Raw genomic sequence first — 5,840 nt, forward strand, 5'->3', positions numbered from 1 at the left:
ATCAGGTTGTCGCCGGGCCGGACCTCGACGGTGAGCGCCGGGCCGGCGAAGCGCATCGACGGCGACAGCGGCGCGATGCGGCCGTGCAGCGCGCCGCGGCGACCGGCCACGTCGGCGAGGATCGACGACGGGAACTTCGAGGCACGCTCGACGGTGGCGGCGTCGACGCGTTCGATGTCGCGCATGACGTCGGGCAATGCAGCGGCCTGGCTCATCGGGATCTCCTGGATTGGCTGTTGAACGTGTGCGGGCGGCCCGGGGTCAGTCGACCCTGGCGCCGGACTCCTTGACGACCCCGCCCCAGCGCTGGACTTCCGTCCTGATCAGCGCGGCGAACTGGTCGGGCGTGCCGCCGGCGGCATCCGCCCCCTCGTCTTCGAGCTTCTTGCGCAGATCGGCCTGGCGCAGCGCCTTGTTGAACTCGGCGTTCAGCTTCACGATGACCTCCTTCGGCGTGCCGGCCGGTGCCAGCAGGCCGAACCAGGTGACGGCGTCGAACCCCTTGTAGCCGGACTCGTTGATGGTCGGGGTGTTCGGCAGATCGTCGACCCGCTTCGCCGACGTGACCGCCAGCGGGCGCAGCTTGCCCTGCTTGATCTGGCCGAGCAGTGTCGGCACCGACGCCATGTACAGGTCGACGTTGCCGCTGATGACGTCGGTCAGTGCCTGCGCGGCGCCCTTGTACGGCACATGCTGCGTCCGGATGCCGGCGGCCTTCTGGAAGAGCTCGCCGGTCAGGTGCGCGACGGTGCCGTTGCCGGGCGACGCGAAGTTCAGCGCGTCGGGCCTGGCCTTCGCCGCAGCGACGGCATCGGCCAGCGTCTTGTGCGGCGTGCCCATGCCGGTGACCATCACCAGCGGGGCGTTGGCCAGCAGGACGATGGGCGACAGGTCCTTCTGCGAGTCGTAGGGCATCTTCGCGTACAGCGTCGCGTTGATCGCCAGGTTGCTGGTCTGGCCCAGCACGAGCGTGTAGCCGTCGGCGGGGGCCTTGGCCACCGCGTCCACGCCGAGGTTGCCGCCGGCTCCCGGCTTGTTGTCGATCACGAAGGTCCAGCCCGTCGCCGTGGCGACCTTCTGCGTCGATTCGCGGGCGATGATGTCGGTTCCGCCCCCGGGCGGGAACGGCACGATGACGCGGATCGGCTTGGCCGGCCAGGCCTGGGCGAACGCGCCGCTGCAAACGGCGGCCATTGCCAGGGCGGGCAGGAAGTGTCGGGCAAGGGAAAAGAGAAAGGGCATGTCGTCTCCATCGTGAATCGCGCCGATCTGGCGGCCCGGATCGGTGTCGCGGGTCTGTCGATGGGCTTGAGTATTGGCGTGGCGACCTCTACAGTCCAATCGATAGTTTTTTGAAATCCATCAACGGCACTTTTGACATGGACCTGCGCGACCTGCGCTATTTCGAGACCATCGCCGAGCTGCAGCACATGGGCCGTGCGGCGGCGCGGTTGCACCGCACGCAGCCCGCGCTGACGAGCTGCGTCCGGCGCCTGGAAGAGGACTGCGGGGCTGCGCTGTTCGAGAGAGCCGGCCGGGGCATCCGGCTGACGGCCGCCGGGCGCGTGCTGCTGAAGTGGGCCCAGCGCATGCGCTTCGACGTCGAAGATGCGCAGCGCGAGATCGGTGCCATCGGCCAGGGGCTGGCCGGGCATGTCCGCATCGGCATCGTGCCGACCGCGGCGCAGTTCGTGCTGCCCTCGGTGGCCCGGCAACTGCTGCAGGAGGCGCCCGAGGTGACGCTGCGCACCGTCGTCGGCCTGGTCGACACGCTGAAGCCGCAACTGCACGCCGGCGAGATCGACATGATGGTCGGAACCGAGGGCCCCACCGAAGCCGGCTACGTTTCGAAGATGCTGGTGGAGGATGCGATCGTCGTCGCCGCGAGCGCGAGCCACGAACTGTTTCGCGGCACCCCGACGCTGAAGGATTTGTCGGCCTACCGCTGGGCATTGCAGCCGCCTGGCGCGCCGACGCGCGACTGGCTCGACCACACCTTCGACCGCAAGCGCTTGCCGCGGCCGAAGGTCCAGGTCGAGAGCACGATGCTGCTGATGCTGCCGTTGCTGATCGAGCAGACCGGCCTGCTGAGTTTCATCTCGCGCCACCACCTGGGCAGCCGGCCGGGACGGTCGGGCCTGAAGGAGATCCCCTTGAAGGAGGCCACGATGCACCGCCGGCTCGTGGTGACCTACCGCGCCAACAGCTACCTGTCGCCTGCCGCATCGCGGCTCATCGAGCTGTTCTCCGCACTCAGGACCACTCACTGATTCCCATGGATCACCACCTCGTGATGGTCGTCGCCGTCGGCGCGATCTGCGCCGGCTTCGTCCAGGGCCTGTCGGGTTTCGGGTTCGGCCTCACCGCGATGTCGTTCTGGGCCTGGGCGCTCGACCCGATGCTGGCGGCCGTGCTGGCCGTGTTCGGCTCGCTGACCGGCCAGGTCATTGCCGCGCTGACGGTGCGGCGCGGCTTCGACCTGCGGCGCCTGCTGCCCTTCGTGCTGGGCGGCCTGGTCGGCATTCCGATCGGCGTGACCATCCTGCCGCTGCTCGACGTGCTGCTCTTCAAGGTGGTGCTGGGCACGCTGCTCGTGCTGTGGTGTCCGGCGATGCTGCTGGCCGGCAGCCTCCCGAAGATCCGGGCCGGCGGCCAGGTGGCCGATGCGGTCGCCGGCGGCCTCGGCGGCGTGATGGGCGGCATCGGCGGATTCACCGGCACGATCCCCACGCTGTGGTGCACGCTGCGCGGCTTCGCGAAGGACGAGCAGCGCGCCATCATCCAGAACTTCAATCTCGCGGCGCTGGCGGTCACGATGGCCGTCTACGTGGCCAAGGGCATCGTCACCCGCGACATGCTGCCGATGTTCGCGATCGTCGCGCCGGCGATGCTGGTGCCCACGCTGCTGGGCGCGCGGCTGTACATCGGCATGTCCGAGGCGGCGTTCCGCAAGATCGTGCTGGGCCTGCTGACGGCGTCGGGTGTCGCGCTGCTGGCGGCGTCGCTGCCTGCCCTCATCGCGAGATGAGGGGGCCGGCGAGGCGCGACAATCCGCCGATGACCTCCGCCGCCCTCGACGCCTTCATCGCCCAAGCCTCGGCCCACAGCGGCCGCCAGCCCGATCCGGCCGATTGCGTGCTCGCGCTGGCGCCGCTGATGCTCGAGCTGATCGACCACGCCGGCAGCTTCCTCGAGCCGCAGCACTACCGCAGCAGCGCGTCGGGCTACACCCGCAACCTGATCTACGACGCGCCGGATGCGAGCCTGTCGCTGTACTCGATCGTCTGGCTGCCGGGCCAGTGGACGCCGGTGCACGACCACGGCAGCTGGGGTGTCGTCGGCGTGGTCGAGGGCGTGCTGGAAGAGCGCAGCTATGTGCGGCTGTCACCCGACCGCGGCGCCGACGAAGACATCGACCTGGCGCGCGGCGGCACGATCCTGCTGAGCCGCGGCGCCGTCACGAGCTTCGTGCCGAACCCGGACCACATCCACGTCACCGGCGTGCCGGCCGAGCGGCCGCGTGCCGTCAGCCTGCACCTCTACGGCCGGACGATGAGCGACTTCAACATCTACGACGTGGCCGAGCGCACGCGCCGGCGCATCAAGGTCGCGCACAACGAGAGCTGAGTGCGCCCGCCGGTGGCCGTCACGGCAGGTCGACGATCTCCACCCAGTTCGGGTTCTTGCCGACCGGCAGCCGGGTGGCTTCGCCGAGCGCGCCGGTGCGCGGGTCGATCGCGTGCACCGACACCGAATGCGACTCCTGCCCGGCCGCGATCAGGAAGCGGCCCGATGAATCGATCGCGAAGCCGCGCGGCGTCTTCTCGGTCGGCGTGCTGCCGGCCGGCTCCAGCTTGCCCGTCTCGGCATCCACCTTGAAGCGCGCGATCGTGCTCGAGGTGCGCTCCGACGCATAGAGCTGCCGGCCGTCCGGGCTCAGGTGCAGGTCGGCGGCCCACGGCTTGCCGGTGAAGCCCTCGGGCAGCGTGGTCGTGCGCTGCAGTTCGCGCAGCGTGCCTCGGCCGGCCTCCCACGCGAAGACGTACAGCGACGCATCCACTTCGTTGAGCAGGTACAGGTGCTTCTGCGCCTTGTCCCAGACGAAATGGCGGGCGCCGGACTTCGGCGCCGCCTGCACGATCGCCGGATCGTTCGGCGTCAGCTGTCCCTTGGCGGCATCGAAGCGCCAGACCGAGATGTTGTCGCCGCCGAGGCTGGTGGCCAGCACGAAGCGGTTGCTCGCGTCGGCATGGATCGCATGCGCGTTCGGCGATGTCGGGATCAGTTGCTGGATGGCCCCGACCACGCCGTTGCCGTCGATGCTGTTGACGGTGATCTTGTGCCCCGGGTACGAGGCCGCGAACAGCCACTTGCCGCTGGCGTCGACGTCGATGTTGGCCATGCTGTCGGCGAGCGGCGCCTCGCCCAGCTTCTTGAGGCGGCCGCCGGCCGGGTCGATCGCGAAGCTCACCACCCGGAACGGCTGCGAGCGCAGCGCGGCATAGAGGAAGCGCTTGTCGGGGCTCACCGCGAGCGGCATCACCGTGCCGCCGACGGCCAGCGTCTCGACCGGACTCAGCCGGCCGGTGCCGCGGTCGAAGGCCAGCACCGACAGCTCCTGGCTGTCGGCGCTGGACACGTAGACGAAGGTGCCGGCCATCGCGGGGAGGGCGGCGGCCAGCAGGCCGCCGGCCACGATCGCCGCGCGCAGCGGCGTTCCGAAGTGCAGATCCAAGTTTGTCTCCTCTGCGCCGCGATGTTGCGGTCTCTCGTCAGTTGCCGCTCAGTTGCAACCCAGCCCGGCCAGCGCCTTGCCTGCACCCGCCACCGCGGGCAGCTTCTGCTTCACGCAGGCGGAGTCGTGCACAGTGTAGGTGTACGGGATGCCGACCGGGAACGCGCTGGTGCTGACCCAGTCGCTGGCGTCGCGCGACGGCGACGACTCGCTGGCCACCCAGGTGATGCCGTAGCGGCTGAAATCGGCCGGGCTCTTCACGTTGTTGTTGCGCAGCTCCCAGTAGCCGATGGTCGAGCTGTCGCGCGAGGTCACCGGGTTCTGCGCGTTCTCGAACCAGTTGCCCTCGATCAGCGAGAAGCCGCCCATGCGGACGTTGGCGCCCGAGGTGTGCACGCCGCTGTACAGGTTGTTGTACAGGTGGGTGTAGCCGCCGCGCTGCAGCGGCAGCCGCGACTTCACGTTCTCGTAGACGTTGTGGTGGTAGGTGATGAAGCGGTCGCTGGAATCGCTGTCGCTGGAGCCGATCAGCCCGACCTTCTGGTGGTCGTGGATGTGGTTGTACGAGTAGGTGATGTGGTGCGCGCCGGCCTTGTTGTCGACCAGCCCGTCGAACTCCATGTCGCCGGCGCCCGGGCACTCCTTGATGCTGCTGAACAGCGTGTTGTGGTCGACCCAGATGTAGCCCGGCGACTTGCCGCCCTGGCCCTCGATGCCGATCGCGTCGATCGAGCCCGGCAGCAGGCCGATCGTCATGTTGCGGATGATGACGTTCGTCGCACCGCCCTTGACCGCGAGGCCGAAGTTCGCGGCCGAGCCGTCGGCACCTTCGATCGTCACGTTGCTCTTGTTCTTGACCTCGACGATGGCACCGGCAGGTTTCGTGCGCTGCGCGCAGGAGTCGGTGATCGACGCGAAGTCGAAGCTGCCGGTGTAGCGGATCACGAGGCCGGCCGAGCCGGTGTAGGCATCGATCGCCGCCTGCATCGCTGCTGCGCTGCTCACCGTCACGGCCGCGGCCTTGCCGCCGCCGGTCACGGTGCCGGCGAAGCCGGCGGTCAGGCCGCTCGGCGCGGGGGCCGGCGCGGGTGCGGGAGCAGGGGCC

The 5,840-nt window shown here is 69.3% G+C and carries 6 protein-coding genes and 1 pseudogene; 3 read left to right on the forward strand and 4 right to left on the reverse strand.

All coding sequences use genetic code 11. The features are described 5' to 3' along the window. Nucleotides 1-215, reverse strand: a pseudogene (locus AC1D01_RS17900) (RraA family protein); the annotation flags it as partial. A 46-nt stretch (nt 216-261) separates the two neighbouring features. Beyond that, nucleotides 262-1,194 (reverse strand): Bug family tripartite tricarboxylate transporter substrate binding protein, encoded by a 933-nt coding sequence (locus AC1D01_RS17905; RefSeq protein WP_477868591.1) that lies wholly within the window; start codon nt 1,192-1,194, stop codon nt 262-264. Between the two features lie 185 nt (nt 1,195-1,379). On the opposite strand from AC1D01_RS17905, the gene AC1D01_RS17910 reads away from it, so the two are divergent. Genes AC1D01_RS17910 through AC1D01_RS17920 form a run of 3 tightly spaced genes read left to right on the forward strand, consistent with a single transcriptional unit; the run spans nt 1,380 to nt 3,627 of the window. Then, nucleotides 1,380-2,270 (forward strand): LysR family transcriptional regulator, encoded by an 891-nt coding sequence (locus AC1D01_RS17910; RefSeq protein WP_477868593.1) that lies wholly within the window; start codon nt 1,380-1,382, stop codon nt 2,268-2,270. A gap of 5 nt (nt 2,271-2,275) precedes the next feature. Next, nucleotides 2,276-3,028, forward strand: a complete 753-nt coding sequence (locus AC1D01_RS17915; protein ID WP_477868595.1) for a sulfite exporter TauE/SafE family protein — start codon at nt 2,276-2,278, stop codon at nt 3,026-3,028. Between the two features lie 29 nt (nt 3,029-3,057). After that, a complete protein-coding gene (locus AC1D01_RS17920) occupies nt 3,058-3,627 on the forward strand; it encodes a cysteine dioxygenase family protein (protein ID WP_477868597.1) in 570 nt (189 codons plus the stop codon). A gap of 19 nt (nt 3,628-3,646) precedes the next feature. Here AC1D01_RS17920 and AC1D01_RS17925 read toward each other — a convergent pair whose 3' ends face one another. Beyond that, nucleotides 3,647-4,729: a lactonase family protein gene (locus tag AC1D01_RS17925; protein WP_477868601.1), complete on the reverse strand. Its 1,083-nt coding sequence runs from the start codon at nt 4,727-4,729 to the stop codon at nt 3,647-3,649. 54 nt (nt 4,730-4,783) lie between these two features. Continuing rightward, a partial coding sequence (locus tag AC1D01_RS17930; protein ID WP_477868599.1) for a pectate lyase family protein occupies nt 4,784-5,840 on the reverse strand: 1,057 nt, incomplete at its 5' end.

The organism is Rhizobacter sp. P3_B12 (assembly GCF_056402895.1).